20 protein-coding genes are annotated in these 21,050 nt (G+C 60.4%); 5 read left to right on the forward strand and 15 right to left on the reverse strand.

Going from position 1 to position 21,050, the window contains the following annotated elements; genetic code table 11:
- Positions 1-67: 67 nt before the first annotated feature.
- Both FHT75_RS15205 and FHT75_RS15210 read right to left on the reverse strand, forming a co-directional pair.
- Positions 68-526 (reverse strand): pyridoxamine 5'-phosphate oxidase family protein, encoded by a 459-nt coding sequence (locus FHT75_RS15205; protein ID WP_097544488.1) that lies wholly within the window; start codon positions 524-526, stop codon positions 68-70.
- A gap of 120 nt (positions 527-646) precedes the next feature.
- Positions 647-1,471, reverse strand: coding sequence for a universal stress protein (locus tag FHT75_RS15210; RefSeq protein ID WP_168333938.1), 825 nt, complete (start codon positions 1,469-1,471; stop codon positions 647-649).
- A 131-nt stretch (positions 1,472-1,602) separates the two neighbouring features.
- On the opposite strand from FHT75_RS15210, the gene FHT75_RS15215 reads away from it, so the two are divergent.
- On the forward strand, positions 1,603-2,424 hold the full coding sequence (locus tag FHT75_RS15215; RefSeq protein WP_168333939.1) for a universal stress protein: 822 nt from the start codon (positions 1,603-1,605) through the stop codon (positions 2,422-2,424).
- On the opposite strand, the gene FHT75_RS15220 is transcribed toward FHT75_RS15215, so the two are convergent.
- The 3 genes from FHT75_RS15220 to FHT75_RS15230 form a co-directional block, all read right to left on the reverse strand.
- Positions 2,425-4,284: a heavy metal translocating P-type ATPase gene (locus tag FHT75_RS15220; RefSeq protein WP_168333940.1), complete on the reverse strand. Its 1,860-nt coding sequence runs from the start codon at positions 4,282-4,284 to the stop codon at positions 2,425-2,427.
- Complete coding sequence (locus FHT75_RS15225) at positions 4,281-5,543, reverse strand: MgtC/SapB family protein (RefSeq protein WP_168333941.1); 1,263 nt, start codon at positions 5,541-5,543, stop codon at positions 4,281-4,283. The genes FHT75_RS15220 and FHT75_RS15225 overlap by 4 nt, the downstream gene beginning before the upstream one ends.
- 92 nt (positions 5,544-5,635) lie before the next feature.
- Entirely contained in the window at positions 5,636-6,067 is a 432-nt protein-coding gene (locus FHT75_RS15230) for a DUF3775 domain-containing protein (protein WP_168333942.1), read from the reverse strand.
- 202 nt (positions 6,068-6,269) lie between these two features.
- Here FHT75_RS15230 and FHT75_RS15235 point away from each other — a divergent pair, with 202 nt between their 5' ends.
- Positions 6,270-7,253: a zinc-dependent alcohol dehydrogenase family protein gene (locus FHT75_RS15235; RefSeq protein ID WP_168333943.1), complete on the forward strand. Its 984-nt coding sequence runs from the start codon at positions 6,270-6,272 to the stop codon at positions 7,251-7,253.
- 86 nt (positions 7,254-7,339) lie between these two features.
- On the opposite strand, the gene FHT75_RS15240 is transcribed toward FHT75_RS15235, so the two are convergent.
- From FHT75_RS15240 to FHT75_RS15255, 4 genes are all read right to left on the reverse strand, one after another.
- Entirely contained in the window at positions 7,340-10,015 is a 2,676-nt protein-coding gene (locus FHT75_RS15240) for a cation-translocating P-type ATPase (RefSeq protein ID WP_183844868.1), read from the reverse strand.
- A gap of 56 nt (positions 10,016-10,071) precedes the next feature.
- Complete coding sequence (locus FHT75_RS15245) at positions 10,072-10,587, reverse strand: Hsp20/alpha crystallin family protein (RefSeq protein WP_047617325.1); 516 nt, start codon at positions 10,585-10,587, stop codon at positions 10,072-10,074.
- Between the two features lie 422 nt (positions 10,588-11,009).
- Complete coding sequence (locus FHT75_RS15250) at positions 11,010-11,309, reverse strand: hypothetical protein (protein ID WP_063473404.1); 300 nt, start codon at positions 11,307-11,309, stop codon at positions 11,010-11,012.
- A 66-nt stretch (positions 11,310-11,375) separates the two neighbouring features.
- Entirely contained in the window at positions 11,376-12,023 is a 648-nt protein-coding gene (locus FHT75_RS15255) for a BON domain-containing protein (protein ID WP_063473405.1), read from the reverse strand.
- Between the two features lie 263 nt (positions 12,024-12,286).
- Here FHT75_RS15255 and FHT75_RS15260 point away from each other — a divergent pair, with 263 nt between their 5' ends.
- Entirely contained in the window at positions 12,287-13,777 is a 1,491-nt protein-coding gene (locus FHT75_RS15260) for an acetyl-CoA hydrolase/transferase family protein (protein WP_168333944.1), read from the forward strand.
- Positions 13,778-13,878: 101 nt separating this feature from the next.
- Here the strand turns inward: FHT75_RS15260 and FHT75_RS15265 are convergent, their stop codons facing one another.
- The 5 genes from FHT75_RS15265 to FHT75_RS15280 form a co-directional block, all read right to left on the reverse strand.
- Positions 13,879-14,850 (reverse strand): ABC transporter ATP-binding protein, encoded by a 972-nt coding sequence (locus tag FHT75_RS15265; RefSeq protein WP_097595812.1) that lies wholly within the window; start codon positions 14,848-14,850, stop codon positions 13,879-13,881.
- 16 nt (positions 14,851-14,866) lie between these two features.
- Positions 14,867-14,992, reverse strand: coding sequence for a hypothetical protein (locus FHT75_RS36265; protein ID WP_280949747.1), 126 nt, complete (start codon positions 14,990-14,992; stop codon positions 14,867-14,869).
- Between the two features lie 15 nt (positions 14,993-15,007).
- A complete protein-coding gene (locus FHT75_RS15270) occupies positions 15,008-15,730 on the reverse strand; it encodes a CBS domain-containing protein (protein ID WP_168333945.1) in 723 nt (240 codons plus the stop codon).
- A 243-nt stretch (positions 15,731-15,973) separates the two neighbouring features.
- On the reverse strand, positions 15,974-17,047 hold the full coding sequence (adhP, locus tag FHT75_RS15275; RefSeq protein WP_168333946.1) for an alcohol dehydrogenase AdhP: 1,074 nt from the start codon (positions 17,045-17,047) through the stop codon (positions 15,974-15,976).
- Positions 17,048-17,315: 268 nt separating this feature from the next.
- A complete protein-coding gene (locus tag FHT75_RS15280; protein ID WP_028757964.1) occupies positions 17,316-18,041 on the reverse strand; it encodes a response regulator in 726 nt (241 codons plus the stop codon).
- 127 nt (positions 18,042-18,168) lie between these two features.
- Here FHT75_RS15280 and FHT75_RS15285 point away from each other — a divergent pair, with 127 nt between their 5' ends.
- Positions 18,169-18,921, forward strand: a complete 753-nt coding sequence (locus FHT75_RS15285; protein ID WP_028757963.1) for a Crp/Fnr family transcriptional regulator — start codon at positions 18,169-18,171, stop codon at positions 18,919-18,921.
- Between the two features lie 61 nt (positions 18,922-18,982).
- Here the strand turns inward: FHT75_RS15285 and FHT75_RS15290 are convergent, their stop codons facing one another.
- Positions 18,983-19,384, reverse strand: coding sequence for a hypothetical protein (locus tag FHT75_RS15290; protein WP_244604851.1), 402 nt, complete (start codon positions 19,382-19,384; stop codon positions 18,983-18,985).
- 289 nt (positions 19,385-19,673) lie between these two features.
- On the opposite strand from FHT75_RS15290, the gene hemN reads away from it, so the two are divergent.
- Entirely contained in the window at positions 19,674-21,026 is a 1,353-nt protein-coding gene (gene hemN / locus FHT75_RS15295) for an oxygen-independent coproporphyrinogen III oxidase (RefSeq protein WP_183844867.1), read from the forward strand.
- Positions 21,027-21,050: the final 24 nt, after the last annotated feature.

The following is a 21,050-nucleotide window of genomic DNA, read 5'->3' on the forward strand; positions in this document are numbered from 1 at the left end:
GGTTCATCCCGGGCGTCCTCCCCCGGTTTTCAATCAACGGCCCGGCTTTCAATCAATGGCCCGGCTTTCAATCAACGGAAAGCGCCGTTCGACCGGTAACCTCACGGACAAATATGCCGTAAAATATGTGCTCGGACTCCGAGGCCGTTGCCTGCGGCTGCGGCTTCAAGGCACCGATTTCCCACCAATCGAAGTGTTTTTGCAGCAACGACCAGGCTTGCAGCCTTTCATTGCGCCAAAGGTCTGTATCCGGAAACTCTTCGAAGCGCCCATCGACGACGACGCTCGTCCAGCCCTTGCCCGTTCCATGCTGGTCGATTTGCAAACAGACGTTTTCGTTCGCGCGCATCCAGTCGACCTTCCGGCCGGGCATGGAAAAACTGTAGATCACACCCTTTGCATAAGCGAAGTAGATCGGCACCAAGTAGGGCTTGTCATCCTTGCAACAGGCCAGGTGGCCAAACCGGGAATGCTCAAGAACGGCGAAGCATTCTGCTTGCGTCAAGTCTTTCAGGATGTAGCTCATCGGTAACTCTCCTTGCCGCGACAAGTTCATATATTACCACCTGATCACACCCTGTCGTTGATGGAGCGCAATGACTGAAACTCCCACAGAGGCGAGACTCTCCCCGCCTTGGAGTACCGGTTAATTCGACAAAAGCCGGTTGATGGCGTTGTTATGGAGCAGCGTGCGGGTGATCCCTCCGAAGACACGTTCGCGAAATCGATTGTGGCTATATGCGCCTGCGACAATCAGATCTGCCGCCAACCTATCTGCAGCTTCGATGATCGTCATCCCTGCATCGCCTGTCTGTCGCGGCTCGATGATGCTCCGGGCTGGAACCGAATGGCGGGAGAGAAACCGAACAACATCATTCAGCGCTTGCTCATCGATCGGGTGGCTCTCCTCGATCGAAAGGACGACCACGTCTTGCGCCAAGATCAACAGAGGCATCGCGTCGACAATTGCCCGCCGCGATTCCTTCGTGTCCTTCCAGGCAATCACAATCGTCTGAGCTTCCAGAGGAGCCCGGGAGGCCGAAGGTAGCAGCACCGGTCTGCCCGCCGACAGCAAAACGTCCGGTATGTTAACCGTGCGTCGGTAATCGCGTGCCTGACCCTTCTCGACATCAAAGAGGATAATAAGGTCGGCCGCTCGTGCATTTTCAACGACAAAGGTTGCCGGGTCGGCAGCCTTTGTCTGCCAGGAGACGTGGTTCCTGAACGGCGCATGTCGCATGATCCGCTCGTGCAGGTCGCGTTGTCGCGTCTCGACCGCCTCCATCTCTTCACGCATGATTTTGGTTCCGGATGTCGGTCCGATGCTTGGCTCGATCACGAATAGCGGCTGGGCCGCGGATATGCAGGCGAGTTCGGCATTGCAACGCTCAGCGAGGTTTATCGCAAAGGTGAAGCGATGATCGGGCTGGGCATCGATATCGAAATGCGTAAGGATGGATTTGAAAGTCATCGCTGGCTCCCTCCTTCGTGAGGACATTCAAATCATGCTCGCGCTTCTGCGATTTATCACCTTGATTTTCGTCAAAGCGCGGGCCGCACGAACAGGCGATGCTAGCTCCAATCATCGGGAGGACATCACCCATGAAAGCGCAATTTCATTTACCCCTCGTCACCTATCCCGACGCAAGCTCCTTTTCGCTCCTTCAGAATGCTGTCGCTGTTTCCCTTCACCAAAAGGCTGATTTAACGGCAAGTATACCGTTGGTCAGAATTGAACCCGTGCAACCGCGACTTCCGTCATTTCTTGACGTGGAAAAAATGCGTGCGGATGCCGAGCACGTCAGCAGAGACAATGGCGCCGTTCTCGAGCAGACGCTGCGTGACTATGCGAAGCAAGCCGAGATCGAGGTTGAGATCCAGCCATTCGACGCGAGGCAACCGTTTGTCGCCCAAGCTCTTGCCGAGCTGTCGCGCGCATATGATCTTTCGATTCTGGAAGCATCCGAAATAATGAGGCCGCTGATCGAGAGCGTGCTGTTTGAAAGCGGTAGACCGCTCCTGCTTTTTCCCACGGACAATTTCTGCGGGCGGATCGATGCTGTCGCCGTCGCCTGGGATGGGGGAGCCACCGTCGCGCGGGCACTGACAGGTGCCAGATTCCTGCTGGAACAGGCTTCGCGTGTCGTCCTGATTTCCGTGACGGACGACAAGCAGATTGACGAGCGCAGGCGAGACCACCTTGCGGCTGCACTTCGAAAGGCCGGCCTTGCCGTCGATGTCACGGCCGTCCAGGCGAACGGAGAACCGTCAGCCGGCGTCATCCAAGCTGCGGCGCTGGAACGCAAAGCTGATTTGCTGGTCGCCGGCGCGTTCGGTCATTCGCGGCTGCGCGAATTCGTTCTGGGTGGGGTCACACGGTCACTGTTGACGCGCCTTGAAATGCCCGCTCTCTTTTGCCACTAACTAGAGAGCACGAAGTGCGTTGCCGATCACGGCAACATCGATCACCTCCTGGAGAAGGGCGCCCTGGACAGGCGTGAGGTATCCCAGGCTCGCACAAACCATCGCGATCACCGATAGACCGACACCGCAAGCGACACTCTGAAGAGCGATCGCACGGGACCGCCGCGCGGTTTGCAGCAGAGTTCCAATCTGCCCCAGGTCATCCCGCAGCAACACGACATCCGCCGCTTCAGCGGCGGCGGCAAGATTGCGCCGGCCAACGGCAACACCGACGTCGGCAGCAGCAAGTGCAGGTGCATCGTTGACGCCATCACCGATCATCATGACGCGCCCGTAGGATCTTTCCGCCGTCACCCTCTGAACTTTCTCGGCCGGCTCAAGCTCGGCACTGATCTGATCAAGACGAAGAGCAAGGCCGACGGCGTCCGCGACTTCGGCCCTGTCACCGGTCGCAAGGCTAAGCCGCTTGACGCCCAAACGTCGAAGATCCGCGATCGCCGGGACAGCATCCTTGCGAACCGGGTCGGCCATGACGATCGTACCGGCGAGAGCGTCATCGATCGCGACATAGGCTGTGACCGTGCTGTTGTCCTTCGGGCCAGGGCGAGTGGCGGGCCTTGTCTTGCCGGCAATGAAATCCCATCCGCCAACGGCTACCTTGTGTCCGCCCACATATCCCTCGATGCCTTCTCCTGGCACTTCTGCGAGTTGGGCGGGTTTGGCAAGCCTCAGGCCACGTCGCTTCGCTTCTTCGACAATCGTTTGACCAATCACGTGGCCAGAGGCTTGATCCACGGATGCAGCGAGACGCAAAATCTCCTCGGCATCCCGATCGGTCTCGATTCTGACAACAGCAGGCTCTCCAGTCGTCAGCGTGCCTGTCTTGTCGAAGACGACGACCGAGATGGTCGCGAGGACCTCGAGGACATGAGCTCCTTTGACCAGGACGCCTGCACGGGCAGCTTTCGACATTCCCGCCACGAGTGCGACGGGAACGGCGAGAATCAGCGGGCAAGGTGTCGCGACGACCAGAACCGCAACAATCCGTGTGGGATCGCCCGACAACCACGCGGCCAGGCCGGCGATCACCAGGGTCATCGCCAGGAAGGCGAGGGAGAAGCGGTCGGCCAATCTCGATATTGGCGCTTTCGAGCTTCGGGCCTGGCTCACCATGCGGATTATTCCGGCATATGTACTTTCGCTTGCTGAGCCGGAGGCGATCATTTCAAAAGCATCGCCGAGATTGGAAGACCCGCTCATGATCAATTCACCGCTTTCCCGCCGCGCCGGCAACGGCTCGCCGGTGAGAGCCGCCTCGTTCAAGAGCGCGTGACCGGCTACAACCTTGCCATCGGCAGGGACCACGTCGCCCTTTCGGACGAGCAGCTTGTCTCCCGGGACAAGTGCCGCGATGGGAACCTCGGACAGGCCGGATGCGGTGACACGAACAGCGCTACGGGGGGCGCGAGACAGAAGTTCGCTCATACCGCTCTCTGCGCGCCTTTGAGCAAAGCTTTCCAGAAACTGCCCACCTGCATACATGACAGCAACGATGGCGCCGGCAAAATATTCGCCAAACCAGAGCGCAGCACTCATGGACAGGGCAGCGATGAGATCCAGGCCGACGTCGCCCCGTCTCAAACTGAGTGCGACATCAACAGAAAGCGCGACGATGACAGTGATCGTCGCGCTGACCAGAGCGGTGGTGGACCAGAAAAGCAGATCGCCATGCCACCACCGCAACAGACCGCCGACGATGAGGCCTGTGATTGCGATAGCCGCGAGCGAAAGAGGCCAAATGCGGTGAATAACCGCGAAGGTTATTGGGGGGCGGTAATTGATACGCGAAGAAGCACTCATGCCAGAACCAAGCCGGCAATCCCGGCAAAAGTCGCGACACAGCCTGCGATCGCGAAACGAATTGCATAGGCGATGCTCCCAACACTTGCCGCAAGAACGGCCTTCGCAAGCATATTGGCGAACGCCGCGACCGCTATGGCGCGAGCGGCTGCATCTGCAGGCACCTGGATGGATGACAGTTTCGCCACGGCAAGTGTTATCGCATCGAGATCGCCCAGTCCCGTGATGAACGCAAGGGCGACCAATGACTGGGTTCCGAAGGCGATCAGGGTCAAGCGTGTCAGGACGGTCACGACGGCGAGAACAAGCGCGAAACGCAGCACGACCATGACCTCAAGCGGGTTTCGCGGCAAAAAATCAGTGCTCTCGTCCGGGCGCCGCAACGATGCGGCAAGGCCGCCTCCGATGGCGAAGATCATGGCAGCGGGAGCGAGCGATGGAGCCAGCTCCTTGAGTACAGCCGGTGCAATGAGGCCGCAAATCAAAAGCACCCGGGCGAGAGAAACGGCTCCCGCCAGCATCGCTCCGGCTGAAAGGAGCGGTGAGAGGGCGGGCATCTGTATCGACTGGCGGGCAAAGGAAAGCGTCAGGGCTGTCGACGAGACGATACCGCCGCTGGCGCCGGTCAACAGGATTCCGGCACGGGCGCCGCCAATCTTGATCAGGATATAACCAACAAAGGAAACGGCTCCCACCAGGATCGTCATCATCCAAAGCTCGAAGACATTGATCGCCTGCCAGGGATCGACCGGCTCATTGGGCAGGATCGGGAGGATGACGACCGTCATCGTCAGCAGGATCAGGGCGGCCCTCAGCTCGAGCCAGGTCAGGCGCCGAAGAAATCCATGCAAGGGTTCCCGCGCGGCGAGAAGGGCCGTTATTGCAACCGCGCTTGCTGCCGTTGCCGTCATATCTGCAACGACCGCGCCGAAACCCAGTGCGAAGACCGTTATTGCGGCAATCGTGCCGGTTGCACTGTAGTCTTCGTCATGTGTTGCCTGCATGCGGCTGAAAACGAGGATTGTGACGCAAAAGGAAACAAAGATAGCCGTCGGCAGAATTGGCCCCGTGACGGGCTGCAGGAAACCGCAGAAGCCGCCCAGGAAACTTGACAGGCCATAGGTGCGGATTCCCGCCACCCTTTTGCCTGGCGCGGCCTCACGATCCTGCCAGCCGCGCTCGATACCGACCAGGATGCCGATCGCAAGCGCGAGGCTGAGGCGCTGGAATGCTTCTGTCGTTACCAATGATGTCATCATCTGATGGTCCAGACGTGCCGGTCCATCCATCGCGGAAGGTACCTGTGCCGTCTATGTCGTTGCCGTTCATTTCGAATCATGCGCCGGCAATGTCAGAGCCGGCCCAGCGCATCGTCTGTGGACGTCTCACCGAACTGGTCGAGCGCCTCCTCGAGATAATCCGGCAGGAGAGGCGTGCCGAGAAGATAGGCCGCTGTGCGTCTATTGTGCGCATCCGCTGCTCGGCTGCGAAGCTCATCCCAATCATTGACATTCCCATCGCCTCGACCGAGCCACGCCAAGGCGACCAGATCGATCTGTTCGTCTTCGTTGAGAGCCCAGATTGCACTCCTGAGTTCGGTCTCGACGGGATCGTCGTCATGATCTTCCAGCACTCCGATCATGTTGTCGTCGCTCGGGTTCGAGCCCGGATCCGGCTCGGTGATGACATCCTTGACGTCGAACTCCTTAGCCTTGAGGATGAGATAGCGGACGGTCTCCGGGGAAATGCTCGGCATCCATGCCTCGTTCACAGGGTCATTCATAAGTGGCCTCCGCGCCCAATATTTCATTTCAATTATATACCATGTGACATCGGGCTGCCGTTGCATTGAGAAGGATCAATCTACCCCACCGTCACATGACGAAAACGGCGAACGAGAATGGGCAGGACGTAGGCTTGACGCTCGTCCATGCCGATCGTCGCGTTTTCAAGACCGTAACGGTTTGCGAAATGAGGAGACGCTGATGCAGGCGATGATTTTGGAGGCGATCGGGACCCCTTTACGTCTGGTGGAGCGCGCCGATCCCGCGCCGGGCAAAGGCCAGTTGATGTTGAAGGTCGAAGCCTGCGCCGTCTGCAGGACGGATCTTCACGTCTGTGACGGCGATCTTCCGAACCCGAAGCTTCCCCTCGTTCCCGGCCATGAGATCGTCGGCGTCGTCGAGGCGGTCGGAGAAGGTGTCGCGGCGTCACGCATAGGGCAAAGGGTCGGCGTACCCTGGCTCGGCCACACATGTGGCCGCTGCTCGTTCTGCCGCAGCGGAGAGGAAAATCTCTGCGACCAGCCGCAATTTACCGGCTATACGCGCGACGGAGGTTTTACCACCCATGTCGTTGCCGATGCAGCTTACGCATTTGCGCTCGACAGCGAGGCCGATCCGGTCGCTCTTGCGCCGCTGCTATGCGCGGGACTGATCGGCTGGCGCTCGCTGAAGAAGGCTGGAGACGGCGCCCGGATCGGGCTTTACGGCTTTGGCGCAGCCGCCCATATCATCGCGCAAATATGCCGCTGGCAGGGTCGTCAGGTCTACGCTTTCTCACGCAGCGGCGACGCTGCAGCGCAAGGTTTTGCGCTCGGCCTTGGCGCTGCCTGGGCAGGGGGTTCGGATGAGGCTCCGCCTGTCATGCTCGACGCCGCAATCATCTTCGCACCTGTCGGCGAACTCGTACCGGCTGCACTGAAGGCGGTGCGGAAGGGCGGAAGGGTCGTCTGCGGAGGTATCCACATGAGTGAGCTTCCGGCCATGCCTTATGCGCTGATCTGGGGGGAGCGAAGCGTTGTTTCGGTCGCAAATCTGACGCGTGAAGATGCGGAGGAATTCTTCCCCATTGCCCGACAGGCAGGCGTCAGGACCCACACGACCGTCTATCCGCTTGCCGAAGCCAATACGGCGCTTGACGACCTGCGTGCCGGCCGATTGAGCGGGGCGGCTGTCTTGAAGCCCTGAGCCGATGGGTCATCGCTGGCCACTGCATGATGGGATTTCACGGACGCACGCCATTTATCGCTATGGCGGGCCGCCGCGTCTTGTCGTCAGTTGTCGCGGTGCTGCCTGCGGCACCATTTGTCCACCTCGGAGACCGCAAGCAGAGCACAGGCGAGCGCCAGAAGCGTTGCCCATTCGCTAGGAGATACCGGTTGCAGGGAGAGTATGTCGCTGAGGAAGGGGAGGTGCATAGCGAGCATGTGGACCGCCTGGGCGACGAGCACAGCGGCAAGCAGCAGCAGGTTACCGCCAAAACCTTGCCTGAAGAGAGACTGATATTCCGAGCGGCTGTTGCAGGTCTGGACGTTCTCGAAGAGGACGAAGAGCAGGAGCAGCATGTTGCGAGCCGCCCCTTCCGAATAGCCGTTCTGCAGCAGCCAGTAAAAGATGGCAAAACCACCAAGACCCATGACGAGGGTGGAAAGCAGCACACGGCGCAACATCAGCCGGTCGAGGATCGGTTCCGAGGGCTTGCGTGGCGGACGGCAGAATTCGTCGCCTTCGGCCTTTTCGGCACCGAGCGTGACATCTTGGATGCCGTTGGTGACCAGGTTCAACCACAGCAATTGCACCGGCAGCAGCGGCATCGGCAGGCCGAGCGGAATTGCCAGCATGAAGAGCAGCACTTCAGCCGCGCCGGTCGAGATGAGCATGAAGATCACCTTGCGAATATTGGCATAGGCGACCCGGCCCTCGCCGATACCGGCGACGACGGAGGAGAAATTGTCGTCGGTGATGATGATGTCGGCGCTGTCCTTGGCGACATCCGTGCCTTTGTGACCCATGGCAACGCCGACATGGGCGTGTTTCAGCGCCGGCGCATCGTTGACGCCGTCGCCGGTCATGGCGACGAAATGGCCCTGCCGCGCCAGCGACAGCAGGATCGAAAGCTTCTGTGCCGGCTGCGCGCGCGCATAGAGCCGCGTGCGGGCGGTCAAAGCATCGAGGATCGCCGCCCCCTCCTGCTCCGCTTTGGCGATTTCGGCGCCGGTTGCGATCTGGTCGTCGTCGAAATCCAGGCCGGCTTCGGCGGCGATGGCGGTCGCCGTGCGGGGATCGTCGCCGGTTATCATGGCGACCGCGATGCCCGCGGTGCGGCAGCGACGAATGGCATCGGGTACTTCGGGCCGGATCGGATCCTTCATACCGACGAAGCCCAGAAAGACGAGGTTGACGAGATGATGGCGGCCATAGATGTCGTCGGAAGCCGCTGCCATCTCGCCATAGGCGAAGGCGAGCACGCGCAGACCGCGGCCGGCAAGTTCTTCCTTCTGTTTGATCAGCGCTGCCTTGTCGAGAGCGACGAAACCCTTGCCTGTGTCCATTCGATCGGCCATGGCGAGCACCGTCTCGGGCGAGCCCTTGACGAAGACATGGACGCTGTCTTCCGCGTCGTGGAAGGAGGCGGCATAACGCAGGTCCGGCTCATAGGGAATGGCGCTGAGGGCGGGAAAATCGGCGCGCAGATGCCTGTGATCGATGCCGGCCTTTCGGGCCGCCGCCAGCAGTGCGATGTCGACGGTGTCGCCGGTGCCGCTCCAGCCATCAGCTTGCTGCTGAAGGGTCGCCTCATTCGGCAGGGCGGCAGCCTTCAGCAGCGAAAAGGCTCTTTCGGCAGCAACTTCGCGGGTGACGCCGGGTGCGTGCAACTCGCAGCGATCGAGGTCATGGCCGGCGTCGAAGAAGAGGCGGGTTCCTTCCGGCAGGATCATTTCCGTCACCGTCAACTCGTTCATGGTCAGGGTGCCGGTTTTGTCGGTGGCAATCATCGTGCACGAGCCGAGCGCTTCAACGGCCGTCATGTTGCGGACAATGACATTGGCCTTCGACATGCGGCGCATACTGATCGCCAGCGCAACGGTGATGGCGACGGGCAAACCTTCGGGAATCGCGCTGACGGCAAGACCGACGCTCATCAGGAAAAGATCGTGAAGTGAAAGGCCCCGCGCCAGGCCGGCAGCAAGAAGCAAGGCCGTGGCAACGGCGACCGAGTAGGCAATGTTGCGCGAGAAATACTCAAGCCGGATCAGCAACGGTGGCTGCGAACGTGATCTTTCGCCGATACTGGTTGCAATCCTGCCGAGTTCGGTGGCCGACCCTGTCGCCGAAACGCGGCCGCGACCGCGCCCTCTGACGATCATGGTTCCGGCGAAGACCTGGGAGGAGCCGCTGCCGTTTGCGAACTTGCGCACCGGCACGGATTCTCCCGTCAGCAGGGATTCGTCGCATTGAAGGTCGTCGCAGGCGAAGAGCGTGAGATCGGCCGGCGCGCGCCTACCGGATTCCAGCACGAGAAGATCTCCCGGAACAAGGTCGGTTGCGGCAATGGTCTGCTGCATTCCATCGCGGATCACCAGCGTGCTGGGCTGTTCGAGATTACGCAGGGCAGCGGCAGCCTTGCCGGCCGAGTATTCCTGGAAAGCGCCAATCGCGCCGTTGAGAATGAGGACTACCGCAATGAAGGCCGCGTCCTTTAGGTCGCTGACAATGGCGGAAACCGCCGCGGCGCAGATCAGGATGTAGATCAGCGGGCTCAGGAACTGGTGCGCGAAGACGAGCAGGAAGCCGGGAGCAATTGATTTCGGCAACTCGTTGCGGCCGAAGCGACGCAGCAGCGCTTCGGCTTCGGCTTGCGAAAGCCCTGTCTCATCGCAGCGGATTTGAGCGGCGTGGTTCATGCCCTCATAGGACGGGATGTCCGGCAGCCTCGCCTTGATCTTCATCAAGGAAATCGTCCCAAGAGAGGGCGCGCCGTTACGGCGCGCCCGCATCGGAAGAGTCAGCCCGCCTTGATCGGGATCTTGCGTTCGCTCTTCAGGGCGTCGTTGCTTTTCGGCAGCTTTACCGTCAGCACACCGTTGGCAAAAGACGCATCGATCTTGGCGCTGTCGACGCTCGGCGGAAGCTGGAATGCGCGGTGGAAGGCGCCGTAACGGCGTTCGGAAAGATGATACTCCTTGTCCTTCTCCTCTTTGGTCTCCTGCTTTTCGGCCGTGATGGCGAGAATGCCGTTTGTGACTTTCACGTCGACATTGCTGGCGTCGATACCCGGCAGTTCAGCCGTGATTTCATAACCATTGTCTCTCTCGACGAGATCGACGGCCGGAGAGACGATCGTCGAGAGCGCCTTGTCGAAGGACAGTCTCGAAAAGGGGCGATGCCAGAAGCTCGGCGTGAAATCGTCGAAGAGCCGATCGATCTCCGAGCGCAGGCTCTCGAAGGTGGAAAGGCCCCTCTGCGGAGTCTTGTTCTTCTCATCGGTCTTGATCGGCAGTTTGGTGGCTGTGTTGGCCATGTTCTTGCTCCTCTGTCGTAACGTGTGGGACCGTTTCGCGGCGGGGTCGGCAGACGATCGCCGCAATAACCGAACTTCGCGTTCGGCAACGGACCGATCAAAGCCGATAACGGGCAACGCGGCATTGATCGCCGTCAATGTGTGTTTCGCCGCGATGCCCGGGCAATCTCCGTGAGACGGCAGAGCAAAATCGCCCATGCATAGGTGCAACACGAGGCTTTGAGGCAGGTGGATCGGGACGAGCCAACATCGCACGGCGCCGGTGCGCAGGACGGTGCCTCTGGGCAAGGAAATTTGCGAAAACGCTCTCTCGCGAGCAAGTGTTGAGAACCTTCGCGGGCGCCGGTTTCGGCTTTGCCGTCAACGGTTCAGACGACAGCGACAGCTTTTCTTCCGCATCAGACAGTGATCTTCTTCATTGATCAGTACAGATCTTTGCCGCTTCGCCCAACGAACTCCGTTCGAAGGCCCTGATCGTGCGCTTGCTTGAGAAAACGATCGGCGCTCAGCATGTCGAGGGCGATGCTGTCACCCAGACATTGGCATAGCGGACCACAGAACTGTTCGTGGACCCACGCTCGGGCGCGGGCCGACAGAATGACGATTCGCCATTCATCATCCGTGCTTCGCTCAAGCCGGAAATCACGGTCGGAATGATAGGGCGGAGGGCTGCCCGCCGCCGCAAGCAGTGCTTCTCCCGTCCGGGTGGGTATCGTGTCCATGACAAATATAACCTGTTTCAGCGCTCCGATGGCGGCCAGGGGGCCGCCATCGATGTCAGACGTCGATCAACCGACCGAGAGCTGATCATCGAGTGTGGTGATCCCGGGCGCCGACCAAGCGGCTCGCTCGGCAGCGCGTCGTTCTGCCCAGGTCCTGACCTTGCCTTTCAGCGTCACTTTGCCGCCGGAAACATCGACTCGGATTGCCTCGGCCTGCAACTCCGCATCGCGCTCGAAAGCATCCTCGATGCGTTTCCTGACGTTGGCCGCGCTGGCCTTGGGTCTAACCTCGACCAGATTCGAGAGGCCGACAATGCCGGCCAGGTCTTTGACGGCATCTGACGCAGCGTCCTTCTGATATTGCCACTCGACCGCGCCGGTTAAGGTTACCCAACCCTTGAGGACCCGCACCTGCACCGCTTCCTTCGGGATGCAGACATTCCAGTCGATCATCTTTACCGCCCGCTGCGCGATATCGTCGTCGTCGGTGATGCGAGCGCCAAAGATACGAACCTCGATTTCCTGGGCGATGCCGCGAACCCCCTTCACGCGTTTGACCACGTGCTCGACCGCCTCCTTCTCCGAATACGTGCGGACATGTCCGGTGAGGGAAACGATGCCATTATCAACGGCCACGCCAATATTGGCCGCATCGACACTTGGCTCGAATTCGAGTTCGTCCAGAATGGCCTGTCTCAACGCAATGTTGTTCATAGCCTTCTCTCCACTTGGTTTCATCGACATGAACAGCGATAGGCCGCAATAGCCGGGACGTCGTTGATCCGGGTCAATAAAGCGAATTCCAAGAGTTTTGTGACGCCGGCGAAGGTATCGCCATGTCCCCCGCACGATCCCCGTCAGGTTTTTGAGCCGTGTCAATGTGCAAGGCCGCTACGCCGCCAGAATGACATGACGGCCGAGACGCCGTCAGGGACATCAACCTCCCCGTTCCAATGTCGCATTGAGGATCGCTCGCTATGTTCAGAAACCGTCTCCGCAGCGCGAAGCTCTGGGATCGTATTGTCGGCGCCGAGGAAGCGGCGCTCCTGATTACCAATGGGATGACCGTCGGCATGAGCGGCTTTACGCAGGCCGGCGAGGCCAAGGCCGTGCCGCTGGCGCTGGCGGAAAGGGCAAGGCGCGATCCGCTGAGGATTACGCTGATGACTGGCGCCTCGCTTGGCCACAATCTCGATCGAACCCTCGTCGAGGCGCATGCCGTCGCGCGGCGCCTGCCTTTCCAATCGGACCCGGTCATGCGCGAGGCGATCAATGCCGGCGAGGTGATGTTCATCGACCAGCATCTTTCCGAGACCGTCGAGTCCCTGCGCAGCGGACAAGTCCCGCCAGTCGACGTCGCCGTCGTCGAAGCAACCGCGATTACAGAAGATGGCGGCATCGTGCCGACCACCTCCGTCGGAAATTCGGCGAGTTTCGCGATTCTCGCCCCGAAAGTGATCGTCGAGATCAACCTCTCTCAGCCGGAAGCTCTCGAGGGACTCCACGACGTCTACATTCCGACCAAGCGGCCGAGCCGCGAGGCAATCCCGATCGTGGCGCCCGACTGCCGCATCGGCGTACCGTTCATTCCTATCCCTGCGGAAAAGATTGCGGCAATCGTCGTCACGCAAAGCAGCGACAGTGCCTCTACGGTGGCGCCGCCGGATGCGCAGACCAACGCGATCGCTGGCCATCTGACAGAATTCCTGTCGCACGAGGTGCGGCGTGGCCGGTTGACGGAAAGGCTGCAGCCGCTGCAGGCAGGCATCGGAACGATCGCCAATGCGGTGCTTTATGGCTTCACCGCGACGCCCTTCCACGATCTCACCCTCTATTCCGAGGTGCTGCAGGATTCGACCTTCGATCTGATCGATGCCGGCAAGCTCGCCTTTGCTTCCGGATCTTCCATGACGCTCTCGGCGCAAAGGCATCGCAGCGTGCTTTCCGAGATCGGGCATTACAAGCAGCGGCTGGTGCTGCGGCCGCAGGAGATCAGCAACCATCCCGAAGTCATCCGCCGGCTCGGTATCATCGCGATCAACACGGCATTGGAATTGGACATCTACGGCAACGTCAACTCGACCCATATCGGCGGCACACACATGATGAACGGTATAGGCGGCTCCGGCGATTTCGCCCGTAACGCCTATATGTCGATCTTCGTGACAAAATCGCTTGCCAAGGACGGGGCGATCTCACGCGTCGTGCCGATGGTCAGCCATGTCGATCATACCGAGCATGATGTCGACATCCTCGTTACCGAAATCGGTCTTGCCGATCTTCGCGGACTGGCGCCGCGGGAACGCGCCAAAGTCATTATTGCCAATTGTGTGCACCCAAGCTACCGCGAGCTACTCGCGGATTATCATCGGCGGGCGCTGCTGCGCGGCGGGCATACGCCGCATCTGATCGAAGAAGCCTTGGGATGGCACGATAACCTGCGCCGAACGGGACGGATGTTGTCGTAGGTGGCCGTAAGGCATCCTCAGAAATTCCGTGACACTCGTAGAAACGAGATCGGGAAGGCGGAGGACACCCGAACAGGCAACCTTGTCCGCGATTCAAGCCTTTAGCGCGTCAGCGCCGGCACTTCGTCCCTGGAGACGCCTTCGCCCCGCAAAGTGGTGGCGGCATCGCTCGCATCGCGGATCAGGGCGTATTTGACCTGAGTGACTTTGAGATCGCGATACCAGTCAACCAGTTCTCCCCAGGGATCAGTGATCTTGGACAGACCGGAGATGAAGGCGACGACGGTTCCTATCTCGGTCTTGCCGGTGACGACATAATAGCCCCCGAGCGCGAAGATGCCGACATAGCCGACCTGCGTCATCAGATTCATCAGAAAATTCATGGTGAACTTGATCCGGTAGATGCTCATATTGGTCGAGAAGAGCCGCTGCACCCGGCCGCTCTGGGCATCGAGAGCATCGCTGGTGACGACGTGCCGAACCATGCCCTCGCTGACGTGTCGCATCACCGTGATCTTGGTCTCGACCCGGCGGTTGATCGCCATTTGCATCAGCGGCACGAAGCCGATCTGCGGCAAGAAGACGACGGCGACGGCAAGCGCCATCAGCGGCTGCAGGTAGATCATGTAACCGCCAACCGCAATCAGGATGCCGGCCTGCAGGAGGGGCTCCGAAACGCTGGTGCCGACGAAGCCGCCGACGGGTTCCGCCTCGGCCAGGACGATCGAAAGCTGGACACCTTCGGCGAGCGCATCGACGGGAGATTCGCGAGAGCACTCGGATGCGGCGAGCACGCCCATGCGAAGCCAGCGGATCGCGACCTCGCCGATCCATCCGCGATAGAGGTTCAGCGCCAGCTTTGTCAGACCTTCCAGCAGGGCGAGGCCGAGGTAAGCGAAAACAAGAATCAGGATGGCCTGGTAGGAAGCGCCCCCAGTGGCCGCGTTGATGATGCGCCTTTGCACCTCAAGCGGCGCCGTACCGGCGAGGAAGAGGAGGATCGAAAGGGCGGCGATCGCGATCTGATGATGGCGACCCATGAGGAGCACGAAACCGAACAGGTTTTTCGGCATTTGACGTCCTGACCCCTCACCCTTCCGATGCGACGACGAGTTTTTCCATGTCGGGAACGAGAAGTACGAACGGTGCCGACGTTGCAAGCATCGAGGTGGCCAGCAGCTGCGCCATGCGAACGTTGGGAGCCGGGTGTTCCATGATCTTCCCTCGAATTCAGGCCTGTCTGGCTTCGCTCTCCGGCGGCGGGATTGCGACGCCGTAATAGGGATCGATCCAGACGAGTTGGTCCTTGATCGACGTCACGCCCGGAACATTCTCGACCGCGACTTTCGCGGCGAGACGTTCGCGTTCGTCGAAGATGGTGCCGTTCAACTCGGCAACGCCGTTCGTCACCCGGCAATGGATGAAGCCATTGCGGCTCCAGCTCTGCCGGCCAAGCTCGGCGTCGATCGCCGCCTGGATCTGCGCATCGTTTGCGGAAACGGCGGCGGCCGGCAGGGCCTGCGAGAGTGCGCGCAGCAGGTCGGAGCGGGCAACGATGCCGACGAGCCTGCCATTGGCGACGACGGGCAGACGCTTGATATCCTGGCGCTCCATCAGCCTGACGGCGTCGGAAATCGAGGCGGTTGGCGCGATCGCGCTGACCGGGGCGGTCATCACTTCCTCGACCCGTCGCCCGTGCGCGCGGACATATTCGTCGGCGATCTTGCCGGGGCTGGTCAGCCATTCGAGCAGCCAGGAACGCTTGCGCTCCGTGTTCAGTTCACTGCGGCGCAGGAAATCGCCTTCGCTGACGATGCCGACGAGCGCTCCGTTCGCATCAACGACCGGCAGGCCGCTGATCCTGTTGTCGAGCATTAACTTCGCGGCGTCGGCAACGGAACAGGATGCCGTTACGGTGATCGGCGGTGAGGTCATGATGGCTTGAACGAGCATTTTCAACTCCTGACAAAGACAGGTTTGGGATCATGCTGGTGGCGCTCTGAAGCTTTCGAACGCGTCGGCATTTGCCGACGAAACCAGTGGAACGAAGGTAACTGCGATGAAAGCGAAATGCTTTGATCAGCGTCAAAATCAAAAAGGCAAGGAAAACGGTGCGGGCAGATGAACAGGGTATTGGGCGACGCGCCGCCTGTGTCCCCGCCGCTTCGGCCGGCGGGAACGCTGCGCAGCGGCCGGCTATGCCGCGGACTGCCCCGGAGTTGCGACTGCGCTCGCCTGTCCGGCGATGTCGAGCACCATGCGCCCCTCGATCGTTCCCGCCTTCAGCCCGTCAAAGATGTCGTTGATGTCATCGAGCGGCGCGGTGGCGATCTCGGCTCGGACGCGACCTTCTGCGGCGAAGGCGAGCGCTTCATCGAGGTCGCGGCGTGTCCCGACGATCGAACCACGCACGGTGATGCGCTTCAGCACCACGTCGAAGATCGGTGTCGGGAAATTGCCCGGCGGCAGGCCGACAAGACTAATGGTGCCTTTGCGGCGTACCATACTGAGGGCCTGCGAGAAGGCGGGCGGCGAGACGGCGGTGACAAGCACGCCATGCGCTCCGCCGCTCGTCACCTTCAGCACTTTTTCGATCGTGTCTTCGGAAAGCGCATCGAGTGCGAGATCGGCGCCTACCTGGCGGGCAAGGTCGAGCTTGGCGGCGGCGACGTCGAGCGCAACCACCTTGAGGCCCATCGCCTTGGCATATTGGATCGCGACGTGGCCCAGCCCGCCGATCCCCGATATCGCCACCCACTCACCTGGGCGCGCCTCGGTTTCCTTCAAGCCCTTATACGTCGTGACGCCGGCGCAGAGGATCGGCGCAATCTCGGCGAAGTCGACATTTTTGGGAAGGCGGGCGGCGAAGGCGGCGGAGGCGATGACATATTCGGCAAAGCCGCCGTTGCAGCTGTAGCCGGTATTGTGTTGGTGTTCGCAGAGCGTTTCCCAGCCGGTTTCGCAATATTCGCAGCGAAGGCAGGCATCGTGCAACCAGGCGACGCCGACCGCATCGCCTTCCTTGAAATCAGTGACACCGGGACCGAGGGCGGTCACGATGCCCGCTGCCTCATGGCCTGGAACGAAGGGCGGCGTCGGCTTGACAGGCCAGTCACCTTCGGCTGCGTGCAGATCGGTATGGCAGACGCCGCATGCGACGACCTTCACCAGAATTTCGCCCGGCCCGGGCACAGGCACCGGCACGCATTCGATTGCGAGCGGTTTGCCGAATTCGCGCACCACTGCGGCCTTCATCAGTTTGTTCGTCATGATCTCATCCCTTCGCGATGTTTGTTCGGCGGGGATGATGAAGGCGGCGCCCGGCGGCGCATTGATTCATCGCAAAGCGGTTCTTGACGACGTTCATGGCACATTACGCACGCCGGCCTGATCTCGTCTCTTGCGATATGTCGAGGAGTGCGGGCCGGAGTCATCCTATCCCGTGCGCAAAAACATCTGACGATGCAACTGCTTCACGAAACCATCGGCGGACGACGACGGAAGTGGCCGCCGCAAGCGTCACCATGTCCTGAACTCGTCAATCCAGCCTGGCAGTAAAGACGTAACCGACGCCGCGTACGGCCTTGATGAATTGCGGTCTCTTCGGATCTGTTTCGATCTTGCGGCGCAGCCGGACGATCTGGGCATCGATCGTCCGGTCGAAGGCTTCGAGGTTTCGGCCCCGGGTCAGATCCATCAGCACGTCACGGGTTAGCACCCGGCCGGCATGCCGCACGAAGGTTGCCAGCATGTCGAATTCGCCGGTCGTCAACTCGATCTCCGCGCCGTCGGGATCGAGAAGCTGCCGGCGGCTGAGATTGAGCTTCCAATCCTCGAAACCGATGATCTCCTCGCTGACCGGCTCGGCATTGCGTGCCGAAGATTGCCGGCGGCGCAGGATCGACTTCAACCGTGCGTGGACTTCTCTGAGATGGAAGGGTTTGGCGATGTAATCGTCGGCGCCGACTTCCAGACCGACGATCCGGTCGACGACGTCGTCGCGGCCCGTCAGCATCATGATCGGAACATCGGATTGGGCGCGAATTTCGCGGGCAAGATCAAGCCCGTCCGTGCCGCCGGGAAGGACAAGGTCAAGCAGGATGGCATCGAAACTCTGCTGACGCAGGCGTACCCGCATCTCGATGCCGTCAGAAGCGGAAGAGACGGTGTAACCCTCGCCCTCGAAATAGCGCGTCAGCATCTGACGAATGCGCGGATCGTCGTCAACGACGAGAAGATGCGCGTCATGCTGAAGTGTTGCCATCGCCCATCCGTCAAGCCGCTGCTTGTTACAGACTGTTACCCAATGGCACCGTCTTTAACACGCGTGGCATCAGCGTGTCACCAGCGTCGGGTTAGTTGTCCTCATCGACAGCACAGAGGGAACGGTCATGCTGCAGACAACCAATTTTCATCACGCGCTGGAAATCGCCAATGCGGTGCTTCTCGGCTCCGAACAGAGCTGCCTGCAGGCGCTTTTCAACAAGCAGCCGGTCGAACGTCTGGCAGCCGGGGAATCGCTGTTCTTCGAGGGCGACGCCGCCAAACACCTCTTCGAAGTGGTGGAAGGAAACCTGCGCATCTTCAGGATCATCTCCGATGGCCGCCGGGTCATCACCGGCTTTCTGCAAGCTGGCGACATCGTCGGCGTGTCTTTGAAGAACCACTATCTCTACAGCGCCGAAGCCATCACCGACACCAGGGTCCGCCGCCTCTCGCGCAAGGCTTTCGAGGCCGAAGTCGGCAACTCGCCGGCGCTGCGGCCAGAGGTCTTTGCCCGCCTTCGCGACGAGATGGCCGCCGCCCAGAACCAGATGGTGCTGCTGTCCTGCAAGAACGCCGAGGAGCGGGTCTGCAGCTTCCTGCTGAAGCAGCTTCATCGTGACCCGGGCCATAGCCGGTCCAATGCCATTGTCGAGCTGCCGATGACCCGGCTCGACATTGCCGACTATCTCGGCCTGACGATCGAAACCGTATCGCGAATGATGACGAAGCTGGCGAACAAGGGGATCCTGGTATCGGCCGGCCGTCATTGCGTTCGCATCGTGAAATATGGAATGCTGGTGCAACTCTCCGGCGACGATGACGAATATGATGGCGACGAACGCGGCTTGCTCGCCTACGCTGGAAGGCAACGCCAATGATCCTGAAATGACGAAAGTGCCGGAATGAAACTTCCGGAATGCCGAGCGGCGCGGCGCAAATTTATGCGACGCGCTTTGACGACGCTGCGTCCGGCGGCATCGAGCGATGTGCGGTTCGTATCCCCGCCATTTCGGACGATTGCCACGCGCGACGCCATCTGCGGACATCATTTGCAGTGATCATGACCACGTCACCGCCGGCCTCCTTTGAACCGAGGCCGCTCGCCGCGATTTCGCAGAACGCGTCGACATATTGAAGGAAACGGACTTCGGTTGCGCGAGGTGGCGAGGCTACGGAGAGCAGCGCGCGCCTGGAGACAATGACGGTTTTCATGTCTGCGCCGAAACGCACATCGATGCGCCCAGACTTATCTCGCGCATTCAGGCTTGCTGTGACGACATCGTGCGGCACTTTCATCTCCTTTGAGCCGGCATCTCCGTTGAGCAGGAGCCTGCGTTGCATGAACTGCTGCCGGCCAGTGCTGCTCCCTCTCAAGGTACGAGATCAGCACAAAGACACTTTGACCTCGGTCAACTCCACATCATTTGCCGTGCGGCAACTCATGGAACTTGGGGGCATGACGGCGTGTGTCGGAACGCGTTGCCCGCGAGCGGATGGATCAGCGGGCCGACTTTGACGCCGAGCTGAGATGGACGACGATTTCCCCGGTGGACGCCAACATTGACCTAGAACAAGGAAGATCGCGCGCTTCGACGTCATAAACCATTCTGTTTTGTCAAAGGATGCGACAATGTCCGACTGTCTGGTCGCCAAGTATGGCGACGCGCGGTTCCCGCGCTACACGAGCTATCCAACGGCGCCAGCCTTTTCAGCCACGGTGGGGCCGGATGAATATGCGAGGGGACTCGCCAACATCGCAAAAGCCGGACCCGTCTCCGTCTATCTCCACGTCCCGTTCTGCCGCTCGATGTGCTGGTACTGCGGTTGTCACACGAGCATCACCCGGCAGGATGGTCCGGTTCGCGAATACCTGGATGTCATGAGCCAGGAGATCGAGCTTGTATCCTTCGCGGCCGGAAACGACGTCCCCGTTAAGAACGTTCATTTCGGTGGCGGCACCCCCACGATCATGAAGCCGCAGGAGTTTGCCGCAATCATGGCCAAGCTGCGGAGCGCCTTCCGGTTTGAGGCAGATACGAGCATCGCGGTAGAAATCGATCCACGCACATTGGCTGCTCCAATGATCGAGGCGCTCGGTGAAAGCGATGTCGATCGCGCAAGCCTCGGCGTTCAGAGCTTCGACCCGATCGTGCAAGCCGCGATCAACCGAACACAATCCTTCGAACAGACGGAGATTGCGGTCAGCGGGCTACGCTCCGTGGGCATCTCCAGTATCAACTTCGATTTGATCTACGGCCTTCCGAAACAGACCGTGCAATCCTGCATCGACACCGTCAGACTGGCCGCGCAGCTGCGTCCGGAGCGTTTCGCCGTTTTCGGTTATGCGCACATACCGACCTTCAAGAAGCACCAGCGCCTCATAGATGAAGCGTCGCTTCCGGATGCAAAACAGCGAAACGAGCAGGCCGAAGCCATCGCGGAAGAGCTTGCGAAGGCCGGATATGCGCGCATCGGGCTCGATCATTTTGCGCTGCCGGACGATCAACTCGCGATCGCTGCGCGCAACGGCACGATGAGAAGGAATTTCCAAGGTTACACGACGGATGACTGCGATACGCTGATCGGCCTCGGTGCTTCGGCGATCGGGCGGCTGCCGATCGGCTATGTCCAGAACCATGTGCCATTGGGGCTATATCAGGAGCGGGTTGCTTCCGGCATCCTGCCGACAGCCAAGGGATATCTTCTCACCGAGGAGGATAAGCTCCGGGCCAAAATAATCGAACGGCTTATGTGTGATTTCGAAGTCGATCTCGCAGGATTGAGCAAAGAGTCGGGTTTTGACATCGAATTCCTCATCGACCGAAACGATCGGCTCAGTGAGCTTGTCGCCGATGGCGTCGCGGCGATTTGCGGAGATCGGATTGTCGTGTCTCAAGACGCACGGTTCATGGTCCGCGCCGTTGCCGCGGCATTCGACGCCTATTTCGGTTCGCACGGACGCACGCACAGCAAGGCCGCTTGAGCGAGAAACCAGCCCTTGCTCGGC

This window comes from Rhizobium sp. BK112 (assembly GCF_014193215.1).
Classification (GTDB): Bacteria; Pseudomonadota; Alphaproteobacteria; order Rhizobiales; family Rhizobiaceae; genus Rhizobium; species Rhizobium anhuiense.

Coding starts and splice junctions, on each gene's coding strand:
- FHT75_RS15205 (WP_097544488.1), bottom strand. CDS start 526: ATGAGCTACATCCTGAAAGACTTGACGCAAGCAGAATGCTTCGCCGTT.
- FHT75_RS15210 (WP_168333938.1), bottom strand. CDS start 1,471: ATGACTTTCAAATCCATCCTTACGCATTTCGATATCGATGCCCAGCCC.
- FHT75_RS15215 (WP_168333939.1), top strand. CDS start 1,603: ATGAAAGCGCAATTTCATTTACCCCTCGTCACCTATCCCGACGCAAGC.
- FHT75_RS15220 (WP_168333940.1), bottom strand. CDS start 4,284: ATGAGTGCTTCTTCGCGTATCAATTACCGCCCCCCAATAACCTTCGCG.
- FHT75_RS15225 (WP_168333941.1), bottom strand. CDS start 5,543: ATGATGACATCATTGGTAACGACAGAAGCATTCCAGCGCCTCAGCCTC.
- FHT75_RS15230 (WP_168333942.1), bottom strand. CDS start 6,067: ATGAATGACCCTGTGAACGAGGCATGGATGCCGAGCATTTCCCCGGAG.
- FHT75_RS15235 (WP_168333943.1), top strand. CDS start 6,270: ATGCAGGCGATGATTTTGGAGGCGATCGGGACCCCTTTACGTCTGGTG.
- FHT75_RS15240 (WP_183844868.1), bottom strand. CDS start 10,015: ATGAAGATCAAGGCGAGGCTGCCGGACATCCCGTCCTATGAGGGCATG.
- FHT75_RS15245 (WP_047617325.1), bottom strand. CDS start 10,587: ATGGCCAACACAGCCACCAAACTGCCGATCAAGACCGATGAGAAGAAC.
- FHT75_RS15250 (WP_063473404.1), bottom strand. CDS start 11,309: ATGGACACGATACCCACCCGGACGGGAGAAGCACTGCTTGCGGCGGCG.
- FHT75_RS15255 (WP_063473405.1), bottom strand. CDS start 12,023: ATGAACAACATTGCGTTGAGACAGGCCATTCTGGACGAACTCGAATTC.
- FHT75_RS15260 (WP_168333944.1), top strand. CDS start 12,287: ATGTTCAGAAACCGTCTCCGCAGCGCGAAGCTCTGGGATCGTATTGTC.
- FHT75_RS15265 (WP_097595812.1), bottom strand. CDS start 14,850: ATGCCGAAAAACCTGTTCGGTTTCGTGCTCCTCATGGGTCGCCATCAT.
- FHT75_RS36265 (WP_280949747.1), bottom strand. CDS start 14,992: ATGGAACACCCGGCTCCCAACGTTCGCATGGCGCAGCTGCTGGCCACC.
- FHT75_RS15270 (WP_168333945.1), bottom strand. CDS start 15,730: ATGCTCGTTCAAGCCATCATGACCTCACCGCCGATCACCGTAACGGCA.
- adhP (WP_168333946.1), bottom strand. CDS start 17,047: ATGACGAACAAACTGATGAAGGCCGCAGTGGTGCGCGAATTCGGCAAA.
- FHT75_RS15280 (WP_028757964.1), bottom strand. CDS start 18,041: ATGGCAACACTTCAGCATGACGCGCATCTTCTCGTCGTTGACGACGAT.
- FHT75_RS15285 (WP_028757963.1), top strand. CDS start 18,169: ATGCTGCAGACAACCAATTTTCATCACGCGCTGGAAATCGCCAATGCG.
- FHT75_RS15290 (WP_244604851.1), bottom strand. CDS start 19,384: ATGCAACGCAGGCTCCTGCTCAACGGAGATGCCGGCTCAAAGGAGATG.
- hemN (WP_183844867.1), top strand. CDS start 19,674: ATGTCCGACTGTCTGGTCGCCAAGTATGGCGACGCGCGGTTCCCGCGC.